This window comes from Nostoc sp., assembly GCF_036917775.1.
In the GTDB taxonomy this organism is placed as follows: domain Bacteria; phylum Cyanobacteriota; class Cyanobacteriia; order Cyanobacteriales; family Nostocaceae; genus Nostoc.
In genome coordinates this window covers 59,331-79,715 of the sequence record NZ_JBALEQ010000128.1, presented here as the reverse complement: position 1 = coordinate 79,715, position 20,385 = coordinate 59,331, and the positions used below count along the sequence as shown (strand labels likewise).

The window sequence follows — 20,385 nt, the reverse complement described above, 5'->3', positions numbered from 1 at the left end:
TACTCACTTAATTTCCAATTGATGATGTATCAAAAAAATGTCTTAGTTCGAGTGCTGTGAATGGATTTTTTATTGTTTGTGAGAAATCCGGGCTATAAGTACAACACTGCTGCTGTCAAAACTGACGAACTTAAGTCCTTTTACACCAATCCTTTTTGCCAGTTTAATTGGATTTTTTCTCTCGCCCAAAGTTCCTCTGATTGCATCTCAACTAAAGTCTCGCAGAGAAGCTACTGAATGAAAGGCTAGCTAGGGTATTGGATTAATTTACCTACCAAAGTGCGATCGCCTTTTGATTTTCCTCGTGAACGCTTGATTTTTAGGATAGCGATCGCTTCTTGCGTGTAACTTCGACTCTTTTGTTTACTAAAACTGTATTACTGACCGAAGAGTAATTTAGCCTAGTTTTTACCTATTCCTCTTGCCATTATTGCTGCTAATAAAGGAATTAGGGTAAAACCAACCAATTCAATTCTAATGAGCCAGATGAGACGATTTAGTTTTAGTAATTCTAGCTTGGGTGCTTGCCCCTGTCGCAGACTTTTCACCCAACCAATGAAAGAAATAGTGGGATAGAGAGATAGCAAACCCACCACGATGAAAACCACAACTTTGGCGTAAAAAACTGGGTTGCTCAAATAGTAATCCGTGCCTTTACCAAAGTAGATAACACGCAAAATGCCTGTGACAAGAACGACGGTTGCTGATATACCATATACTGTATCAGCTATGACAATCTTCCAAGCCTCATTTAAACTCAATTCTTTTTTTAAATTCAATGCTTCTGATACCAGAGCGCCAAAACACAACATGAAGCTTAAATAATGTAAGTACGCAACTATGGCACTTATCCACATATTATTTTTAGTTTTTCCTAGTTTACTGTTTTGGTATTACTTTTGATGCGACAACTTTCACCATCAAGCTCAAACTAGCATTAAGACAACTAGCTAAAAAGTGACCAATAATTCAGATTTTCATTGACTACGAACCCACAATTATTAACAGGGGTTGTTACTGCATTCCCTGGTGATTCCAGCTTCGAATTGCAAAAATTGGCTGGCATCGGCTTTGTTGTGGCCAACGTTAAAAAGTTTGATGGTGTAGATGAATATAGGAATAATCGAGTCTTACTGTAACGGGTTTTTAGAAATTTTACCAGAGAGCGATTATTGGCAAATTGTAGCTGTACATATCAATGGCCACGCCTACTGCCCTACTCCTAGGCTTTATCGTTCAGAAAAAGTGGCATTGGCAAAAGCTGCACAAATTTATGATTGGCTAGCTGATCGCGAAGGAGAAATTAGTGATGGGGCTTGTAATTGTTCTGAGTTAAAACTCATCTTATGGAAGCAAACGAAAGTATCTTAATTACTCTTGCGATCCAGCAGAATTTCACTTTACAGCAGTTTTCATGTATTTGAAGCACATCTGTCGTAGGGCGCAAGGTCTTGCGCCCCTTACTGTATTGGCTAATAATCAATACGGGGAATAAATTTTAGAATTCATTAACCGTAAAGGGAACTATGGATGGTAAAAACTTTTGAAGAGATGGGGAAAATTCTAATTTTGCTGCATAATCATCTGTTTGTGATACTTCTAATTCAATTGTTTGTTGATTCTCTTCATCAAAGAGCAATTGAATTTGATAATTTGTCCAGAATTTTTCGCCTAGTTCATCTTCTAAATCCAAAAGGAGTTGTTCATCATCACCCCATATATTCGACCAAAGTACTATCCTATTAGCCCGAAAATGATTTTGACCTGTTGTATCTCCAATTACAAAATATGCTTCGACACTTAAATTAAATTCTAACTCATCGACTTCTATCTCTGTGATGTTACAGTTAACCAATATTAAAGTATCTGGGTTAACGTTTGCTAGCTCCTCTTGGCGTTTTAATAATTCTTGAAATACGAAATTCGGCAACAACTGAGAACTCTCTTCAAGTGCTTGCTTTTGAGTTTCTGGTGAATAACGAGTTTTTAATTCTTGTGTGATTAAATTTAAAATATCTTTACTTGCTAAATTTAAAACTATCTTTTTATTTGCCGGATTAAGGAAGCATCCTTGATTAAGCTCAATGCGGTTTTTTATTGTCATAGTTATCTAAAGTACATTTACTGTGATCGTATCATCTATAAATCAAACTAAAATTTGATCGCATTATTTTAGCCTTAAGCTACGCCAACACAATTAAATGCGAACAAGCCTTTTTGATATACCCCAAAGACTTGACACACCCACTAAATATTAAAAGCGATCAAATTCGAGTCCGCAGCCTCACCTTTTCCCTAGATGATAATCTCGATCGCACAGGTCAAACCTTCTTAAAAAAACTTTTTCTCCTAATCCCTCAGAACTCACATTAATACCAATAATTAGTAAAGGGGATAGATGACATTCGCTTGTGGCGAAGCACCCATCCCCGAATAGCTGCCCAGATCATTAACCTGGAATCTATAGTCCGGTATCTAATCATCCCAGTATGGTCTGAGATATGTCGATTGTCACTGGGATAGATACTGATTTAGAAGATATCTACGAAAAGATAGTTACACGTTACTCTTTTTCACGCCTTCTATACCCAACAGCGCCGTTCCGTAAGCAGCTTCTGTATACACTGACACTACTACAGGAATCTGCAAATAACGCGCTCTAATCTTAGTCCAAGTATCATTAGCCGCACCACCGCCAGCAGTATAAACACGGCTTAATTTGTCTGCTCCCATTTGCTGTAATAATTCATACCCTCGCGCTTCTATGCGGGTAATACTTTCTAACAACCCATGCAAAAATTCCACTGGGTTATCTGGGCGTGGTTCCAAACGTGGGGCTAAATTGGGATCATTAATTGGAAAGCGATCGCCTACCTTCAACAACGGATAATAATCTAACTTGCTGGCAATTGATGGATCAATCTCACGGCTAAGGCTTGCTAATTCAGCGTTGGTGAAAAATTGCTTAAGTACTGCACCTCCAGTATTAGAAGCACCCCCAGTCAGCCATAAATCACCCAACCGATGGCTGTAAATTCCATATCTGGCATCTTCTACACGGGTACGACTTAATAACTTTAGTACCAATGTTGAACCCAGTGAAGTTACGGCTTCACCAGGTAATTTTGCACCACTGGCGAGAAAAGCCGCGATACTATCAGTTGTACCTGCACATACCAGACAATCACGGCTAAAACCAAACTTATCCGCAATTTCAGGACGCAATTCGGCAATGGGAGTCCCAGGAGTTAAAACTTTGGGTAGCTGAATCGGTATTTGCAGTTTTTTTAGCCATTCTGGGTATTTCAACTTTTCCACGTCATAACCCAGCTTTAAAGCATTATGGTAATCGCTAATTCCCAACTGTCCATGTAGGAGAAACCCCAGCCAATCTGCTTGATGCAGAAAATATCTAGCTTCACTAAAAGAGGGTAATTGCCTCATCCACAAAAGTTTCGCTAGGCTGGAGGTGGCACTCAACACGGTATGATTGGGGGGTGCTATACTCCTCAAATGCTCTAGCAGCAATGATCCCCGCGCATCGTTATACATCATTGGTGCGTCTGTTGGATTGCCAGCAGCATCAACCAGTAAGACGGTGGAAGAAGTACCATTAATGGCGATCGCTTTAATTTTTCGCCGCAATTGGTCAGGTATTTGTTCCAGCAGTACAAACAAAGCCTCCTGCCAAATTTTTGGCGTAACGGTGGCTTTTGAGTCCTGGAAGGGATATCTCACCTCAACCTGAATACAATAGGCTTCCTCGTCAATTACCACGCCGCGTGCGCCAGATGTACCGAAGTCGATACCCAAATACAAATTCATAATTTTTATAAATTTTTTTAATAGAGAATAAATAAGGAATACTGACTAATAACTGCTTTTGTTGCATCTTGTAACAAGATATTCCACAATTCTGGCAAAACAAGGAAAAGTAGTAAACGAACTGTTCAAAATCTATTCAGGTTAGGAGGTTTTCAGCCATGCCTATCTTAGATACTCTGTACATCGCTCAGATATCTTCCATCTCAGACACTCAAGTCTACATCGCTCTAGTTGTAGCGCTGATTCCAGGAGTTCTAGCTTGGCGATTAGCCACAGAACTTTACAAATAAGGCTACGATGTGACACAGTTGAAAAGCTAATAATCCTGGCAGTACGGGGTGCAATTTCCTTTCTTCTTTTGGCGTTATGCCATCTGTAGCTAGGAAACTAGCACTTACGTAAGCCAGGTTATTTTTTAACTGGTGCAACACTTGTAGCTATTTCAAAAAAATGAAGTAATATGACAGCTAAATCAAGCATTCAAGAGTGCTAAGTGCTGAGTGCCCAGGAAGAAGTAATGAGTAAAAAGTAGTACTTATGAACCTTCCCACTTTAAGCCGAGGCACTAGCTACTCTGAACTGATTTGATGCTGAGTGTGACTAGTGTTTTTTTACTCAGCACTCATAACTCAACACTCAGCACTCTTCATAGTGCTTCCCTTCACTAAGCGAGGTTATCTTTTAGCATCATGAACGCGATTCAACCCTCCAGACCACCGTTACAACCTATACAAAAACGCCGGGCCATTCCTCGACCAAAGCGGCATCTTCGTCAACGTTCTTACCAGGTGATGGCACTAGAAAGCACAGCCAAGATAGCGGTTAATCTTGTCGTTACAGCTGTAGCAGCATCTGCTTTAGCACAACTTTTGCCTCATCATTGGTTACAGCAAGAAAAGTTGCGAGAAATTAATACTGAAGTCAAGTTGATGGAAGTACACGTCGATGGTTTACAGGTAGAATTTAGCCGTAACTTCGATCCTCAGCAAACTAGAAGAATTATGCAACAACAAGGATTCCGATTTGCTCCTAATCAGCGTCGGGTCGTGTTGATGAATAAGGATCTTAGAGAAGATGAACAAACAGAGTCATCACCTTAAGCTAAATGGCGAATTTGGGATTATTTAGGTTTCTTGTGATTTTGGCTACGTAAAAACCGGGTGCTAATTTATATTATTGCTAATAAATAATGGTTAATAGCTGATCTTTGAATAGCTATGTAGTTATCATCTATTAGTAAAATTTATTCAAAATTTAATCAATTATTTTGAATTTTGAATTCCCAGTAAGTAGTCGGCGTAAACAATCATCCTTGGGATCAGGCAGGGGATAAAGAGCAGTAAAAAAAGGGCTTGAGCCTTGTTTACTTTTCTTCACGCAATTTGGTTTTATTGTGCCGACTTACTTAGAACTAATCTACCAAATAGGATGTAGGATGCTCAGGAGATAACAAATCGTTTAGCCAATTTTCGATTTGTAAACGCAAGTGAGAACCAGTGAAGTCCCTAGTTGTTTTGAGAGTAGGCAGTTGGGTAAGGGCACGACGATAATCAGCGATCGCACAATTCCAGTCACCCCAAAGATGGTAAGTTCTGCCGCGTTCAGCCCAGATATGACCTTCTAGTTGACCGAAAAGCTGTGCTAACTCAAAATTCTCAATTGCCTCCTCGTATCGCCCCAATTCACGCCAGGTAATGCCTCGGTTAATCCACGCCCGAACATAGCCAGGATTCAAATCAATGGCTAGATCGTAGTCGGCAAGTGCTATTGCTAATTCTCCACAAGCTGCATAGTAATTTGCCCGGTTATTATAAGCACTAGCCAAATAGGGATTGAGTTTCAAGGCGGTGTTATAGTCGTAAAGCGCTTTTTGCCTTTCACCACTTTGGAAATAAATTAATCCCCGGTTGTTGTAATCAACGGCATTGTGCGGACGGCGGTAAATTAGTTGGCTTAAAAGTGCGATCGCCTCAGCATAGTCACCTTCTTGAGCCGACTTCAAAGCAAAAGAGCGTAAGTAGTTATTTCCTAAAGTAGATGCACTGCGATCGTTTTTCCTCTGCTTTTGGACTTTATTTGTATTATTTAAAACATATTTATATTGCTTGCTTTGCTGGTCATCGTCAGCTAAAAATGAGTGAATATTCATCTTTCCCTGCCTGAAATCCCTGCTTTGTAAAATTAAATTCTAGTTTTTGCTCGGTAGTGCTTTTACCACTGTGTCTATTTTTAAGGTATTTAGGGTTACAAAAAAGCATCTAAAGAGAGAACTTTACCTAACCGCACAAGAGAAATATACTTCCTAAATAAACAATTGCTCCTCAAACCTAATGATGGATACTTGATCCCAGAGGTCAATTCCAGAAATAGAAACAGGATTTATGCAAAAAATAGCCCAAACCCTGATTTCCCGATAGGAGTAATTCATGTAGACGCAAAGGGTCTTCCCGCCGGGTATTGCCTCTACCGTGTGTAATTTGGCGTAAGTCCTAAGCAGATGTCGATCTCAAAGACTGGTCAAGTAGTGAGAGCGACAAATTGGTAGAATGCCAACAAGCCATTCTTTGAGAGATGAGAGAGAGGGTAGAGGGGCACAGGGAAACAAGGGAGATAGAGGGAGAACAATGCCCAATGCCCCATGCCCCATGCCCAATACCCAAATGCCCCAGCATCTAGATTTAATTTTTAAGTTTTGAGAAATTTTCTAATGACAACTGCAATTTCCTATCCCAATGCCCCTGATTTAGCAACCGATGACTACATTGTTCTCGGCTTGGCAACCTGCTTCGTCAAAGAAGATGGAGAAGTTTATCAAATCGAAGTTATAGAACCGATTCCCTCTGCGGCTTTGGAAGCGCTTTTAAAAGGCATTCCTACCTCCTATAAGCTGGCTCATGCAACAACTTTGGGATCTATCTTGGATGGCGATTCACAATTTCTGCCGGATGGCTTCCCAGAGTCGGCTCAGTTTGGAGAAGAATTTGTGCCGCGAGTATTTGCAGCAGCTCGTACATACAAGCGTCGTGAATCGGCAAAATCCCTGATTCCATTAGGCACAAACTACACTGAATTTAAGTATTCCATTGAGCGCAAACGGGTGCTAAATGCCGCTAGGGTTGTAACAAAAGAAGATAACGTTAAACAACATTCTCACACTCACAAAGTTCTTTAAGTAATTATGCTCAAACTTTACGGTGGCGCTCGTAGTCGAGCCTCAATTGTTCAATGGTATTTAGAGGAAATACAAGTTCCTTACGAATTTGTCAAACTCGATATGCAGGCGGGTGAACACCTCAAGCCTGAATATTTGGCAATTAACCCAGTTGGTAAAGTTCCAGCAATTGTTGATGGGGATTTTCAGCTTTGGGAATCTGGCGCAATTTTGCTGTATCTTGCTGAAAAGTACAGTAAAAGTCCACTTTCATTAGAGGAACGTGCTGTATTTTCCCAGTGGGTGTTGTTTGGCAATTCTACCCTAGCTACAGGGATTTTTGTAGAAGCAAATCGGGAGCGAGAAATGCCCCGCTTGTTGAATGCGTTAAATGAAATTTTCAGTAAGCAGCCTTTTTTGCTGGGTAATGAGTTCACTGTTGCTGATGTGGGAGTGGGTTCTATTCTGAGTTATATTCCCATCATGCTGAAGCTAGACCTCAGCCCTTATCCAGAGGTGTTGAACTATATCAAGCAGTTATCTGAGCGTCCGGCATTTCAAAAAAGTATTGGCGGAGGGACTTGATTGTAGTCAACTTAAGCCTCGGCTAATGGAATGATGCCTCCGGCACGCCAAGGGGGAACGCGGCTACACAAACAAAGCCCACCTCCGTGGGCTAAGATAAGAGAAAATTAAGGTTTTTTAACCCGCACAGGCGGGTTTTGCCTGTGTAGACGCGGTTTCTAACCGCCCTTTTAGCGTTAAGTTAACTACCGTGTCTTATATCCAAACAAAAAATCTTCACAAAACTGAGTTTGGATAGGTAGTACCCACCATGCAAATGTTTTAACGATAATTTGTAAATTGCAAAGCAACTGGGTAGTCTTCTTGTTTTAGTCGCTGCATGACTACTTGTAAGTCATCTTTAGATTTGGCAGAAACCCGCACAGCATCACCTTGGATTGAGGCTTGTACTTTTTTGAATTCGTCCCGAATCAATTTGGAAATTTGCTTGGCGATTTCTTGACTGATGCCTTTTTTGAGTTTGATTTCTTGACGGACGCGATTACCGCTAGCTGATTCAACTTTGCCAAAATCAAATATTTTCTGAGAGAGGTTACGCTTGGCGGCTTTTTCTCGCAGGATGGTATGTACAGAATCTAAGGTAAACTCGCTGTCAGTACTAACGTTAATGCTTTCTTCGACCAACTCGACAGTAGTTTCGGTGTCTTTGAGGTCGTAACGACCTTTGATGTCTCGGATCACTTGATCGACAGCGTTAACTAACTCTTGTCGATCAAAGTCGCTCACAATGTCAAAGGAAAATGTAGAAGCCATAAAACATTTTAGATTTTAGATTTTGGATTTTTAGATTGGATATGGATTTTGGCTTGGCTATTGGCTATTGAAAAGAGGCAGAGGGGCGGGGGAGGCAGGAGGACAAGGGGGACAAGGGGGAATTATTGAACAAGTCTCTCTCTTGTCTCCCCCCTCTACCTTGTCTCCCTTGTCTCTTCTTCATGTTCAATTCCCAATTCCCAATTCCCAATTCCCAATTCCCCATTCCCCACTTAATTAGTAGCTTGGATAATGCTCAAGAAGATGAGAGTGGTAGAGCCAAGCATACCAATGGCAAACATGAGCGATCGCAAAGGGGGTATATTCAAAATATAAAAAATCGAGTATAGGAAACGAGCCACCACAAAGGCGATCGCAGCTATTTGCCCCGTAAAAGAATTTACACCAGTTACATAAGCCATTAATGCGGCTGCGGCAAATATCATAAATGCTTCAAAGGTGTTCTGATGTGCCCAAGTAGCTCGTTGGGCATAAGGCGGTAATTTATCAACCATAGCGCGAGGTGTCGCAAGCGTTTCCTTGCCAATACGCACACGGGCATAAGCTACTACCAAAAATGGCAGGTAAATCAGAACGACAGCAGCAGCAATCGAGTACAAAAAAATTATCATTACTTATTGTTGTTGGTTATTAGTCATCAGTCATCGGTCATTGGTCATGAGTCAAATACAAATGACAAAAGACAAATGACAAATGACTAATCAAAGTAGAAAAGCGTTACCACTTTTCTTTGTTCTTCTGCATCTTGACAAGTTTGCAACAGGGTGCGGCTGTCGTGAAACGCAAAACAGATCAGTTGCTGGCAACGGGAGACAATTTCCTTGTTGCACAGGTAACTAGCTTCAGCAAGAGACAGATTATCATTACTGGGATTTTCCACTAAATGCATTACCTGTTCTAGTTGCTGGCGAGATTCCAAAGGCTGGCGTTCCAGACTTTGAGGTAAAATCACCGTCAACAAATTTGCATCAGCCCGCGTTGCTCCCTTGATGGCCGCTGAGTTGGTACCTGTAGCACCAGAAGTAATGATGCGATTACCCGATAAAACTAGGGCATAAGTCATCATTTCAATAAGATTCTGGTGCGTAATCGGAACGTGACGAGAACCCAACAAGGCGATTCTTTTAGAACCCGTTTGCTGGATGGTCGCCAGTTCTTGCGCTAATGTGTCTAGGTTAATAAGGTCTGTTGATTGGCTCAAAGATAGACATAATCCGATTAAACGACCCAGATATTTTACCAAACAGCGTGTAGATGCGAGGAAAACTTGAGTTAGACATTGCTACAATTTTTCGACTGTTTGGTTCAATAACTCTATTGCTTGATTACACCAGGCTAGCCAATTTGTTTCATAAGTAATGCCATTTAAGAGAGTTAAATACTGAAATTTGGCTGCTTCTGGTAATTCTTGCAGGTCTTTAAAATAACGCTGCTCTAAATCTTTGTACGTAGATAATTTTTCTAGATGGGCTTTTTGGTGATGTTCTAGCTCTGCCAAGATAATCTCGTTAGGAACAATATGACCTGCAAAAATTTTCACCAGTAAATCATCTTTAATCGGTGTGGGTTCACAAGGTTGAGCAATCCACTCTTTGAGGTGCTGTTGTCCTAAGTCTGTAACGCTGTAGAGCCTTTTATCTGGTCGTCCTGCTTGGAGAATTGTCTCAGAACTGATCCATCCTTGATCTTCTAGCTTCGATAACTCCCGATAAATTTGCTGGTGACTTGCCGACCAGAAAAAACCTACAGAGCCATCGAATCGTTTTGCTAAATCATACCCACTACAGCGTGCTTCAACCAGAGCCGCTAATATTGCGTGCGCTAATGCCATAATTTTTAATTCACCACTTGACTTATGCAACTAATTGCATAAAGATAGTTATATGCAATTAGTTGCATAATAACTCAAGTAACAAGGAGCCAGAGATGCCTCAAGTAATACCGGGACGATTTACAGCCGAGATTGATGAACCTTTTGTAGTGTTTTTGATCGGGATGCGAGTTAATAAATTATTCGCTTTTTCCAAATGGATTCCCACAGCCAGGGCGATGTCACCGATGTTACGCAGCCTGAATCAGAATCCCGAAAAGGGGTTTTTAGGAGGAGAAAGATTTATCTACCCGCGAGGGGTAGGACTGATTCAGTATTGGCGATCGTTTGAGGATTTGGAGCGTTTTGCTAGAAATCCAGCCGATGCACATTTAAAAGCTTGGCAAAGGTTTAATCGAGCCATTGGTACTGATGGTAGTGTTGGTATTTGGCACGAAACTTATTTAATTGAACCGGGAAGATATGAAGCAATTTACGGAAATATGCCTGTTTTTGGATTAGCTGCTGCAACTAAGCACGTCCCAGCTATGGGGCGGAGGGAAACAGCCCGCCGTCGCCTGGGAGGTGACAACGAGCCGATTATGCCTAGTAATATAGCTACCTAACTGATAACTGAGCATTGATGATCTTAATTGTTCACGTTGATGAATCTAAGACAATGCTGCTGCGGGAGTTAAACCCAGTTTCGATAACAAGCGGTCAATGTCAAAATGCTCAGACATTAACTGGCGAACGCACTGAACCTTAATCGGCTCGTGGAGACGGACTTGCCCAAAAGTACGGTTAACAATTTCTACAGTGGTAAGAGTGTCTAAGTCAACAGATAAAATGGGGATTTCTAGTTCTTCAGCACGACTGAGAATGAACGGTGGCGGTGGTAGTTGCCCGGTGAGAATTAAACATTGGGTAGAAGTTTCCAAAGCTGCTTGCTGAATTTCGACGCGATCGCCTCCTGTCACCACTGCCATATTTCGGCGTTTACGGAAATACTTGACAGCAGAGTTGACATTCATTGCTCCAATTGCCAGACTTTCCACCAACAAATCCATGCGATCGTTGCGACAAAGAATATCAGCCTTTAACTGCTTCACCAGTTCGCCAACACTAATACTGCGGAGCAAATCGCTACTCGGCAGCATAGCTAGCACAGGAATCCCTTGCTGTTCCAAAAACGGACGCAAGAGAGTGTTAACCGCTTCTAGTTGGGTGACAGGGATATCATTGATCACAACTCCCATCAAGCGATCGCCCACACGCCCTTTAGCAGCCAATAGCGCCTCAACCGAAAGCAACGATTTATAGCGGCTTACTAACAGCACGCCAGCGTCCAATACTTCAGCCATTTGCAGTAAAGACAAGTCAAACAAATTGCCTTCGGAAAAATCACCAGGCCCCTCCAGTAATACCAAATCTCCTTGGGACATTTGTAAATATTGCTGTATTAGGGACTGCTGATAATCGGTTTTGTCTTCCCCTCGTAAGCGCTTTTGCACATTGAGTTCATCCAAAGCCAGCATTGTAGGTGCAACACGGTTTTCTGGCAAATTGAGGCTAAGAGCGATGAATTGGACATCTTCCTCAATTACGGTTCCACTAGACGAATTTAGACACGTACCAAGCGGTTTACCATAGGTAATATCCAGTCCTTTTTGCTGTAGCTGATGAGACAAACCCAGAACAGTTGCAGATTTACCGCTATAAGTCTCGGTTGAGCCAATCAGCAAATATTTAGGGGATTTTGGCACACATGCACTCCTAATTTCAAAATTCAGAAGAACCCAGCTAGGTGTTTCCTAATTCTAGTTCCTTCTGGCAAAAGCCTTTCGCTCTCACAAATTAAGGTTTCCCAGAATTCGCTTCTGAATAAGCAGGGGAGACTCTTATGGGTAGGTTTTTTAGATTAGACCAATTTTTTGGGTTTTAGAACCAAAAAGATTGCCTGAAACCTTAAAACTACGTTAAATATCTTCTAGGTTTCTATAGGAATGCGGTTTGATTTCTGAAAATATACGTAGGATGTGTTAGCGCCAGCGTAACGCATCAAACCCTTGATTATAGCGCGTTACGAACTCCGTTCTAACACACTCTACAATTTTCTTTGCTAAGTAAGATTTAGTTTAAAAAAAGTATTGACATGAACACCAAATTAGAAGAATTTTCATATCTATGGAAGAATAGCTTGGACTCTGATTGGGCACTCTTAAAATTCAATACTTCACCTTCAGAAAAAGAACCAAGATATTTAATTGTAAACACGAAAACTAAACAGGGTTTGCTAGTTCATGATGATGTTCTCTATCAAAAGCTAAAAGAAACTATGTGTGAAAAAGGAGTTCGTATTATTTCAAATTTATGATGTGTATATATTTTTTAACAGTAAATACTTCTAAGTGTAGATGACTGAGTGAGAGGGAAAGGGATAATGCTGAAAGAGTTGATTTTTTCTGACCAATTACTGACTAGGAGATTATTTGATGAAAACTAAAAAACTAGGGAAACTTGGGTTAGAAGTTTCAACTATCGGACTTGGTTGCATGGGAATGTCTGAATTTTATAGTGGTCGTGATGAAAATGAGGCGATCGCAACAATTCATCGGGCATTGGAACTTGGAGTTAATTTTCTTGATACTGCTGATATGTACGGGCCTTTTACTAACGAGGAATTAGTAGGCAAAGCCATTAGAGATCGCCGAGATCGAGTAGTATTAGCAACCAAATTTGGTAATGTCCGCACTGAAGATGGTGGTTTTAAAGGAGTTAATGGCAAACCCGAATATGTCCATCAAGCTTGCGATGCCTCACTCAAACGTTTGGGAGTGGAAGTAATTGACCTGTATTATCAACATCGGGTAGATACAACCGTACCCATTGAGGATACTGTCGGAGCAATGGCGGAGTTAGTAAAGCAAGGAAAAGTGCGTTATTTAGGGCTTTCAGAGGCAGCTCCGGCGACGATTCGGCGGGCTGTGGCAGTTCACCCCATTGCAGCACTCCAAACAGAATATTCTCTTTGGAGTCGAGAGCCAGAGGATGAAATTTTACCTACCGTGCGGGAATTAGGAATTGGGTTTGTTGCCTATAGCCCATTAGGAAGAGGGTTTTTATCAGGTGCGATCGCTAAACTTGACGATCTAGCACCTGATGACTATCGCAGAAATGCTCCTCGCTTTCAAGGCGAGAATTTTGATAAAAACTTGAAATTAGTTGAGCAAGTGAAGGCAATTGCCACCGAAAAAGGAGTAACTGCTAGTCAGCTTGCATTAGCATGGCTATTGGCTCAAGGAGAAGATATTGTCCCAATTCCTGGTACAAAACGCCGTACCTACTTAGAGGAGAATGTTGCAGCTACCGAAATTACCCTGACTGAAGAAGAGTTGAATCGACTGGAAGCAGTTGCACCAAAAGGTGTAGCAGCAGGTGAGCGCTACCCTGACATGAGTACTGTTAACCGTTGAGCCATTAACGAAATGTAACCCGATTTGTGCCGATTGTTCCCAGTAGTGCGATGTCTACGACGGGCTACGCCTACGCAGGTGAAAAGCTATAGCAATCCGATTTAATTTCTAATCATTCTTTGATGATAAATGTACCTGTGCTGTAGGGGCAATTCATGAATTACCCCTACGACATATATGGTTTTCTAAATCATATACAATTGATATTTACTGTTAATTTTTCAGCTTTAAAAAAATCGTAATTTTACTCAACAGCCTAACACCTGCCTTGATTTTTCAAGTACTTCTTTGGGGCGAAATGGTTTAGTTAGATATAAATCTGCACCAACCTCAACTCCTTTTTGTTTATCAAATTCCTGTCCTTTAGCTGTCAAAATTATAATGTAGATATCAGTCATTTGCAGGTCGTGTTTAACAATATGGCAGACTTGCAGACCATTCATTTTAGGCATCATCACATCGAGAAAAACTAGATTTGGTTTTTCAGTTTTAATAGTTTCAAGAGCTTCTTCTCCATTTCTAGCAGTTAGAAGTTCTACGCCCTCGTCTTCTAATGCTTCTAAGGCTTGTTCCATCAAAATCAAGATATTGGGTTCATCGTCAACAATCAAAATTTTCTGGGTCATAAGATTTAGGGATTGGGAATGAGAAATTGAGAATTGAGAATGGGGAATTGGGAATAGGTAAGTTCTAAGCCAATACGGTTCAGTTAGGGTTAAAACTTTGTTATCTAAGTCAATTTTTTAACGAACCGCCAAGGCGCAGAGGACGCAGAGAGAAGAAAGAGAGGGAAAAAATTGCTTAACTGAACTGTATTGAGTTCTAAGCTTGACGCTTTGTGTTCAGAGGTTGAAGTTCCGAGTTCAGAAGCCGAAGTGCTAAGTTCCAAGCTCAAAGTAATCATCTTTCCTCTAAATTCCCAATGGAGAGATTACTGCTCAGACAGCATAATAAAAAATACATTTTCTAACTCTTTTTCAAACCGTAGGGTTTTCACCAAATCACCTTCTTGAGAGAAGATAGAATCGATGATGATCATGTCAGGTTTGGCGGACAGAGCTTTATTGATACATTCTTGCGGATTGGAGGCTTCAATCACGTTGTATCCCTGAGTTTGTAGTACATCAGATAAGGTTTTTAAAGCTGAGGCATTTTTATCTACAACTAACACCTTTTTACTAGAAGTACCTTGGTAAAGCAGTGAGCCAATTTCGTTGAGGAGTTTCTCTGTATTAATAGGCTTGGTGAGATAGCGATCAATACCAATATGGTAGCCCCGTTCTTTGTTTTCAATAATTGACAAAATAATGATCGGAATGTCTGCGGTCTGAGGATCATTCTTGAGAACAGCTGCCACATCAAAACCGTTGATTTGCGGCATCATCACGTCCAAGAGAATCAGATCGGGACGGGCTATTTTAATTTGATGAATTGCATCTACGCCGTCCTTTCCTTCGTGAACATTGTAGCCTTCGTTTTCTAGTTGTTGACGAAGCAGTTCCCGAATGTTAGCGTCATCATCCACAACCAAAATAGTTTTACGGTTTTGGTTTACCACTGGGTTTGTGGTAATGACGTGTTCTTTGAGTTGTTTGACTAGCGTATCCAGATTCAGATTAGCAGTGGTTTTTTGATCGCTGGTGTAGGTGGGAATTATGAATGAGAATATACTGCCATTTCCTCGTTCACTTTCAACCCAGATTCTACCACCGTGATGATCGATGATTTGTTTACAGATGGGTAGCCCTAACCCTGTGCCTTTGGGTTTGTCGGTGAGGGTGTCACCAACTTGGCGGAATTTCTCGAACACTTTTGGCTGATCTTCTGGTGCAATACCAATGCCTGTGTCGATGACGCTGATGCAAACACCATCGTCTCCTTGTTTGACGCGGCAGGTAACACAACCAGATTCAGTAAATTTAACGGCATTAGAAATCAGATTAATTAAAACTTGCAGCAACCGGTTGCGATCGCCTACTATCTGAGGCAGTCCAGGTTCAATCTCGCTAACCAACTGCAAGCCATTGGTTTCAAACAATCCGGCGGTAGAATTGGTTGCCCAATCGAGTAATTCCGTAGGATCAATGGGCTGCATCTGCCATTCCACCTTACCTGCTTCCATTTTGGCAATGTCTAAGACATCGTTAATCAAAGACGTGAGCCGTTCTGCTTCCGACACAATAATGTTGAGATTGTCTGCCACCCGCTTAATCGTTTTTTGAAGCTTGCGATCTTCAGTAGAAATTATTGGGAATACATCGGTTTCTAGCTTTTCTTTAATAATCGATGCAAAACCAAGAACAGAAGTGAGTGGTGTTCGCAGTTCGTGGGAAACTGTTGAGATAAAGTCGGTCTTCATCTTGTCAATCTCTTTTTCTGCTGTTATATCCCGAATCAGCAGTGCAGAACCAAAGCAGGTAAGAGGTTCTTGCTCTACCGTCTTTTTGAAAATAGCGGTTGCTACTGCCTGACCAATACGTTCCTTCGTCAGTGCAACTTCAGCAGAAAATACCTCTCCGGGATGAGATTGAGTTCGGTCAACCAGTTCTGCTAAACCAGATATCGGCAGTTCTCGGTAGTTACCCTTGACGACGGTATCTGTCAATTCATACATAGCTAAAAAGGCAGGATTGAAGTGGGTAATTTGTCCTGCGGTGTCTGCTACTAATAAACCGTCTGCTAAGTTATCTAAAATGGCATTTAATCCGTGTGCTTCTGCTAAGGTATTTTGCAGAGCAGCTGTCCGTTCTACAACTCTGGCTTCCAATTCTTGATTCAGTTGCCGCAGAGCGATTTCTGCTTGTTTGCGGGCAGTAATATCGGTATTAATTTCTAGCACCGCGCAGGGCTGACCGTCGATATCCCGTTGCAATGTCCATCGGCTCTGGACAATAATCAATTTGCCAAAATGGGTAAGGTGTTGCACTTCTCCTTCCCAATGACCTTGCTCTAATAACTCTGCGATGATTTCTTCTTTTGGTTTGGGAAAGGTTTTTTTGATAAATGCTTGAATACATTGGCCTTTTACTTCTTCACGCGTCCAGGCGTAGAGTCTCTCTGCACCCTGATTCCAGTGAGAGATTTTGTCGCTCATATCACGGACGATAATGGCATCACTGGAGTGATTTAACATATCCATCAAACGTTGATTTTCGGCTTCTGCTTGTTTGCGATCGTGAATATCGGTGCAAGTACCAATCCATTCTCGAACGCTGCCATCTTCTTCTAAGACGGGGGCACCACAGACAAAAAAGTGTCGGTAGCTGCCGTCTTTGCCACGAAATCGGTATTCGGTTTGAAAGAGACTCTTATTTGCCACAGCAGTACTCCAGGCTAAGGCTGTGCGGTTACGGTCATCGGGGTGAATCGGATCGAGCCAGCCTAAACCCTCAACTTCTTCTGCACTCTGACCTGTGTACGCTAACAAGGTAGGCATTTCATGGCTTACCGCCAGTCCTTCAGGGGTAGCCACCCAGACAATTTGTGAGCTAGCTGTCACCAGAGAGCGAAACCGTTGTTCATTTTGTTGGAGAGTTTGTTCTCCTAGTTTGCGATCGTGAATATCGGTGCAGGTGCCAACCCACTCTCGAACATCGCCGTCTGCTTCTAAGACTGGGGCACCACAGACAGAAAAGTGGCGATAGCTGCCATCTTTGCCACGAATTCGGTATTCTGTTTCATAAATGCTGCACGTGGCCACGGCTGTATACCAGACTTGGGCTGTGCGATCGCGATCGTCAGGATGAACGGCATCAATCCAACCTCCATTTGCCGCTTCCGCTAGACTTTGACCTGTATAGGCTATCCAGCTTGCCAATTCAATACAAATTCCTTCTGGTGTACTTACCCAAACAATTTGTGTCGTAGCAGTTACTAGAGAGCGATATCGAGCTTCACTCTGTTTCAGGATTTGTTCAGTATGTTGGCGTTCCTGCTGGGCAAGTCGAAGATCGCTGATATCCTCCACACTAGACCAAATCATTCGTTCGCCATCTTTCTCAATTATCAGCCCGGAGATTCTGACCGGGACTAGATGCCCATCTTTGTGAATTAACTCTTTCTCGTAAGGCCCATAGCGACCAGTTTGTTCTAGGTTTTCTAGGGTAGCTTGGTCAGAGGCAGCATAGCTTTCAGAAGTAATTTGCCAATAGCTGAGATTTAAGATTTCTGAAACAGTGCGCCCCAAAATTTCAGCATAAGCATGGTTGATATTAATTAGCGTCCCATCTGTTCGGCATAATGCTAGGGCAACAGGACATTTTTCAAATAGCTGACTATTGTATTCATCAAGTTGCTTAAACATGGTTAAGGTTTCTCTAGTAGCGTATTTTAGGTAGGGTTAGAATAATAGAACCAAGACAACAAAGTGGCGTAAAGCTTTAATGAAATTGGGTGGCGTTGGAACATCTGATAAATTTCATCGGGTGATGCAGTTTCCACACTTGGATTGTGCTGTGAAAGTCGCTGGATCAAGTGAGTATGACGGGTCAGTAAATCCGTCGGTTTGAGCATGGGAATTGTTGATGGAATGAAGCCATCGGCATCGGGTATATGGGGTAATATCGTTGCGGCAGTTGGCGAGGCAGAGGTGTAATTCTCTTCTTCGGTAGGGGCTACCACTGCACAATTTAAGGGAATCTGAATCCAGAATTCTGTGCCTTCACCTGGTTGAGAACGACACTTGAGTATTCCTCCATGTTTGTCTACAACAATTTGATAGCTGATTGCCATACCTAATCCGGTTCCCTTACCAATATCTTTTGTGGTGAAAAAGGGATCGTAAATGCGGTGAATAACCTCCTCCTTCATGCCTGGGCCATTGTCGGCAATTAGAATCACAGCCCACTGGCGATCGATAACTTTGGTACGAATAGTGATTTGGGGGGTGGCGAGTGGAGAGTGAGGAGATGGTGGCACAAGAAGATGGGGTGCATTATTCATTGTCTCCTCCAAAGCATCAATGGCATTTGCCAAGATGTTCATAAACACCTGATTCAACTGTCCGGGATAGCATTCAATCAGGGGAAGTTTTGCATAGTCTTTGACGATTTCAATTGCCGGACGGTGAATATCTGCTTTCAGGCGATGATGAAGAATCATTAGGGTTCCGTCGATACCATCATGGATATTGACGGCTTTCATTTCGGCTTCGTCGTGGCGGGAGAAGTTTTTTAGGGATTGGACAATTTCGACGATGCGACCGGTGCCCAGTTTCATCGAATCTAGCAGTTTGGGGAGATCCTGCATGATAAATTCCAGGTCTATATTGTCTAACTCTAATTCCAACTCTGGAGGGACAATAGGTAGGAATTTCTGATAGTTTTCCAAAAGGTGTAATAAGTTTTGGGCGTATTCGGCAACATACCTTAAATTGCCGCAAATAAAGTTAACCGGGTTATTGATTTCGTGGGCAACTCCGGCAATAAGTTGTCCGAGACTGGACATTTTTTCGCTTTGGATTAACTGAGTTTGGGCCAATTGCAGCTCATGAAGAGCTTTTTGAAGCTTTTTTGTCTGGGTTTGTGCCTGAACTGCTGCTTTAGTGCTTTGCTCGTAAAGCAAAGCTTTGTCAATGGCGATCGCTGTTTGAGAGGCAAAGATACTTACAAGTTTCAGGTGTTCGGCTTTGTATGATTCGGTTTTGGATGTGCCAATTGCGATCGCTCCCAGTACCCGCTCTTTGGCTCTTAACGGTACACAAATCATGGCGCTAACGTTTTTTTTCGCCTCTAATCGAGGATCGGTTTGCACATCATTGATCAGTTCTGCCCGGTTTGATTGCACAATGTTGCCAATAATTCCCTTACCTGGTTCCGGGTGGCTATCGTTAAAAAACTCTCCAAATTCGGCAATGATTTCAAATGCAGCTGCATCTTGACTCAAAAGCAGAATCATCCCCGCAGACGATTCAATTAATCGACTTAATTCTTGAAGCACGAGTTGAGCAATCTGTCGCGTATCCAAACTTGTTGCGAGTTGAGTTGAGATATCGTCAAACAAATCAATTTCTTGGTATCGCTCTAGCAATTCTATGGCCAGTACTTTCTTCTCAGCTTCTTGCTTGACCAACAATGAGAGCAAACTTGCAACTAGAGTTGCCTGTTCTGGTCCCACAACCCAACCGATGATTTCTCCTGACATCTCGATTGGATATCGGTTTTCGTTAGTTTGCTTCCCAATGCTAAGTAGTTTTGTGCCGTCTACCAGTTCAACATCAATCGCAATATTGAGCTGGTAGACTAAGTTATGCAGGAGAGATGGCAATTCTTTTTTGTTAAGAATCTTTCTGAGGCTAACTGGGGACATAAAACACCTCATAAGCAGCAAGTTGCAAATTAACCCCATTTAAGCAAATTGGATGATTAATTTTATCAATGAAGACAGGAAATACAGGGCAAGAAGTGAGACAGGGCAGTCTTGGGGGTTTTCCCCATGAGCGACTGCGTTCGCGTAACGTCTCCGTTCGCAAAGAGTGCCCGAAGGGCTTAGGAGATACCCGAAAGGTAGAAGGAAAAAAGCCCTCTCTGGAAAAGAGAGAAATTATCATAAAAATCTAGAGATATAATAATTTACTAATTAAGAATAGTTTTCCCAAAAATATTGGCGATATAACAGTGAAGTTGAACATTAGCAAATACCTTTATACTTCGTTACAAAGGTATACTTCTGTTTGTATAACTCGCTTATTTTAGGGCTTACACAAAGGCACAGACAGTAGGGGCAATTAATATATTTTTCTGAAAAGATAAATAGCGTACCAAAAG

19 protein-coding genes are annotated in these 20,385 nt (G+C 41.8%); 7 read left to right on the top strand and 12 right to left on the bottom strand.

What is annotated here, in order from left to right; genetic code table 11:
- Positions 1–401 precede the first annotated feature (401 nt).
- Positions 402–857, bottom strand: coding sequence for a DUF2214 family protein (locus V7K69_RS26645; RefSeq protein ID WP_335039999.1), 456 nt, complete (start codon positions 855–857; stop codon positions 402–404).
- Positions 858–1,107: 250 nt separating this feature from the next.
- On the opposite strand from V7K69_RS26645, the gene V7K69_RS26640 reads away from it, so the two are divergent.
- On the top strand, positions 1,108–1,371 hold the full coding sequence (locus tag V7K69_RS26640) for a hypothetical protein (protein ID WP_335039996.1): 264 nt from the start codon (positions 1,108–1,110) through the stop codon (positions 1,369–1,371).
- A 127-nt stretch (positions 1,372–1,498) separates the two neighbouring features.
- Here V7K69_RS26640 and V7K69_RS26635 read toward each other — a convergent pair whose 3' ends face one another.
- Complete coding sequence (locus V7K69_RS26635) at positions 1,499–2,104, bottom strand: hypothetical protein (protein ID WP_335039994.1); 606 nt, start codon at positions 2,102–2,104, stop codon at positions 1,499–1,501.
- A gap of 452 nt (positions 2,105–2,556) precedes the next feature.
- Positions 2,557–3,825, bottom strand: coding sequence for an FGGY-family carbohydrate kinase (locus V7K69_RS26630; RefSeq protein ID WP_335039992.1), 1,269 nt, complete (start codon positions 3,823–3,825; stop codon positions 2,557–2,559).
- A 200-nt stretch (positions 3,826–4,025) separates the two neighbouring features.
- On the opposite strand from V7K69_RS26630, the gene psaM reads away from it, so the two are divergent.
- On the top strand, positions 4,026–4,115 hold the full coding sequence (gene psaM / locus V7K69_RS26625) for a photosystem I reaction center subunit XII (protein ID WP_040630342.1): 90 nt from the start codon (positions 4,026–4,028) through the stop codon (positions 4,113–4,115).
- A 399-nt stretch (positions 4,116–4,514) separates the two neighbouring features.
- Positions 4,515–4,925 carry a hypothetical protein gene (locus V7K69_RS26620; protein ID WP_114086048.1) on the top strand — a complete coding sequence of 137 codons (411 nt, stop codon included), beginning with the start codon at positions 4,515–4,517 and terminating at the stop codon, positions 4,923–4,925.
- Positions 4,926–5,236: 311 nt separating this feature from the next.
- Here V7K69_RS26620 and V7K69_RS26615 read toward each other — a convergent pair whose 3' ends face one another.
- Positions 5,237–5,974 carry a tetratricopeptide repeat protein gene (locus V7K69_RS26615; RefSeq protein WP_335039988.1) on the bottom strand — a complete coding sequence of 246 codons (738 nt, stop codon included), beginning with the start codon at positions 5,972–5,974 and terminating at the stop codon, positions 5,237–5,239.
- 558 nt (positions 5,975–6,532) lie between these two features.
- Here V7K69_RS26615 and V7K69_RS26610 point away from each other — a divergent pair.
- Complete coding sequence (locus V7K69_RS26610; protein WP_335039986.1) at positions 6,533–6,997, top strand: hypothetical protein; 465 nt, start codon at positions 6,533–6,535, stop codon at positions 6,995–6,997.
- 6 nt (positions 6,998–7,003) lie between these two features.
- Complete coding sequence (locus V7K69_RS26605) at positions 7,004–7,561, top strand: glutathione S-transferase family protein (protein ID WP_335039983.1); 558 nt, start codon at positions 7,004–7,006, stop codon at positions 7,559–7,561.
- Between the two features lie 261 nt (positions 7,562–7,822).
- Here the strand turns inward: V7K69_RS26605 and V7K69_RS26600 are convergent, their stop codons facing one another.
- The 4 genes from V7K69_RS26600 to V7K69_RS26585 all read right to left on the bottom strand — a co-directional run bounded on the left by V7K69_RS26600 (position 7,823) and on the right by V7K69_RS26585 (position 10,166).
- Entirely contained in the window at positions 7,823–8,314 is a 492-nt protein-coding gene (locus tag V7K69_RS26600; protein WP_012411046.1) for a YajQ family cyclic di-GMP-binding protein, read from the bottom strand.
- A gap of 233 nt (positions 8,315–8,547) precedes the next feature.
- Positions 8,548–8,946, bottom strand: coding sequence for an MAPEG family protein (locus V7K69_RS26595; RefSeq protein WP_335039981.1), 399 nt, complete (start codon positions 8,944–8,946; stop codon positions 8,548–8,550).
- An 86-nt stretch (positions 8,947–9,032) separates the two neighbouring features.
- Positions 9,033–9,536, bottom strand: a complete 504-nt coding sequence (locus tag V7K69_RS26590; RefSeq protein ID WP_041565591.1) for a hypothetical protein — start codon at positions 9,534–9,536, stop codon at positions 9,033–9,035.
- A gap of 81 nt (positions 9,537–9,617) precedes the next feature.
- Positions 9,618–10,166 carry a PadR family transcriptional regulator gene (locus V7K69_RS26585; RefSeq protein WP_335039978.1) on the bottom strand — a complete coding sequence of 183 codons (549 nt, stop codon included), beginning with the start codon at positions 10,164–10,166 and terminating at the stop codon, positions 9,618–9,620.
- A gap of 95 nt (positions 10,167–10,261) precedes the next feature.
- On the opposite strand from V7K69_RS26585, the gene V7K69_RS26580 reads away from it, so the two are divergent.
- A complete protein-coding gene (locus tag V7K69_RS26580; protein ID WP_335039976.1) occupies positions 10,262–10,771 on the top strand; it encodes a DUF4188 domain-containing protein in 510 nt (169 codons plus the stop codon).
- Positions 10,772–10,816: 45 nt separating this feature from the next.
- Here the strand turns inward: V7K69_RS26580 and V7K69_RS26575 are convergent, their stop codons facing one another.
- Positions 10,817–11,911 carry a phosphotransacetylase family protein gene (locus V7K69_RS26575; protein WP_335039975.1) on the bottom strand — a complete coding sequence of 365 codons (1,095 nt, stop codon included), beginning with the start codon at positions 11,909–11,911 and terminating at the stop codon, positions 10,817–10,819.
- Between the two features lie 729 nt (positions 11,912–12,640).
- Between V7K69_RS26575 and V7K69_RS26570 the strand changes: the two genes are divergently transcribed.
- Positions 12,641–13,621 carry an aldo/keto reductase gene (locus V7K69_RS26570; protein WP_335039973.1) on the top strand — a complete coding sequence of 327 codons (981 nt, stop codon included), beginning with the start codon at positions 12,641–12,643 and terminating at the stop codon, positions 13,619–13,621.
- Positions 13,622–13,869: 248 nt separating this feature from the next.
- Here the strand turns inward: V7K69_RS26570 and V7K69_RS26565 are convergent, their stop codons facing one another.
- The 3 genes from V7K69_RS26565 to V7K69_RS26555 all read right to left on the bottom strand — a co-directional run bounded on the left by V7K69_RS26565 (position 13,870) and on the right by V7K69_RS26555 (position 19,927).
- Entirely contained in the window at positions 13,870–14,247 is a 378-nt protein-coding gene (locus V7K69_RS26565) for a response regulator transcription factor (RefSeq protein WP_335039970.1), read from the bottom strand.
- A 305-nt stretch (positions 14,248–14,552) separates the two neighbouring features.
- On the bottom strand, positions 14,553–17,924 hold the full coding sequence (locus tag V7K69_RS26560) for a PAS domain S-box protein (RefSeq protein WP_335039967.1): 3,372 nt from the start codon (positions 17,922–17,924) through the stop codon (positions 14,553–14,555).
- Between the two features lie 26 nt (positions 17,925–17,950).
- Positions 17,951–19,927, bottom strand: coding sequence for a GAF domain-containing sensor histidine kinase (locus tag V7K69_RS26555; protein ID WP_335039965.1), 1,977 nt, complete (start codon positions 19,925–19,927; stop codon positions 17,951–17,953).
- Between the last annotated feature and the right edge of the window lie 458 nt (positions 19,928–20,385).